The 1,004-nt window shown below is 56.2% G+C and carries 1 protein-coding gene; it reads left to right on the top strand.

Annotation, left to right across the window (positions count from 1 at the left end):
• The first annotated feature begins 75 nt into the window (after positions 1-75).
• Positions 76-894, top strand: a complete 819-nt coding sequence (locus H8696_RS11240) for a DnaD domain-containing protein (protein WP_249317535.1) — start codon at positions 76-78, stop codon at positions 892-894.
• The last annotated feature ends 110 nt before the right edge of the window (positions 895-1,004 follow it).

The following is a 1,004-nucleotide window of genomic DNA, read 5'->3' on the forward strand; positions in this document are numbered from 1 at the left end:
TACGGGATCAAACTGGATGAAATCTTGTGCCGGAGATTAGGGGTACCGGCATAAATGGGGGAAGGGAGAACAAGCGTGGGGGAACAAAGGCAAGCGATCAACTACATGCTGGAGATCAACCGCTTCTACGACTTTTTGGAGACCCATGAGCTCTCGGCGCCGGCCATTGCCCTATGGCATGGTCTGATCTATACCGCCAATAAGGCGCGCTGGGCGGTGGAGTTCGCCGCTTCCATGGCGATCCTGGAGGCGAGAACAGGGCTGGAGCAGCGGGCCATTAAGAAGGCACGTGAGGAGCTGCAAAGGGCTGGTCTTATCTCCTATGAGGCGGGGAACGGAACCAGGGCCACAACCTATAGGGTGTGCTATCTCCAACTGGAAGGCACAAAAGATGCGCTGAATCGCGAGGATGAAGCCCAGGACGCCACCCCAAACAGCGCCGAATCGGATACAGAATTGCAGCCAAATTGCGGCCAAATTGTACCCCCCTACAAATCGGATGCAGATTTGCAGCAGATTTGCAACGAATCTGTCGCGGATTTGTACCCCCATAATAAACTAAACGAAACGAAACAAGAAGATATATATATACTACGCGTGCGCGAGGCGGTGGCCTGCATCGAGAAAGAACTCAGGCAGACAGCTAACGGCATAGCCATGGAGAGCATCGAGGCCTTTTTGCGGGAGGGCGTGGATATAGAACTCATCAAGTGGGCGATAAGCGAAGCGGCGAAACGGGATAAGCGGTCCTGGGGCTATGTGGAGCGCATCCTCCAGAACAAGCTCTCCAGCGGCGTCAGGACCCTGGAGGATATGGGCGAGAGCGTGAGGGACGGACCTATGCCCAAGGGACCGCCAAGAGGCTATCCCTACAAGCCGCTGCCTGTGCCATAGGAGGGCGAGAGCATGAGCAAATGGGCGAACATAGAGGCCGAACAGGCGGTCATCGGGGGGCTGCTCAGCCACGAGAGCGGACACAGCCTGATCCCCAAAATAAGGCCGGA

Origin of the sequence: Gehongia tenuis (assembly GCF_014384795.1) — a bacterium.
In the GTDB taxonomy this organism is placed as follows: Bacteria; Bacillota; Clostridia; order Christensenellales; family NSJ-53; genus Gehongia; species Gehongia tenuis.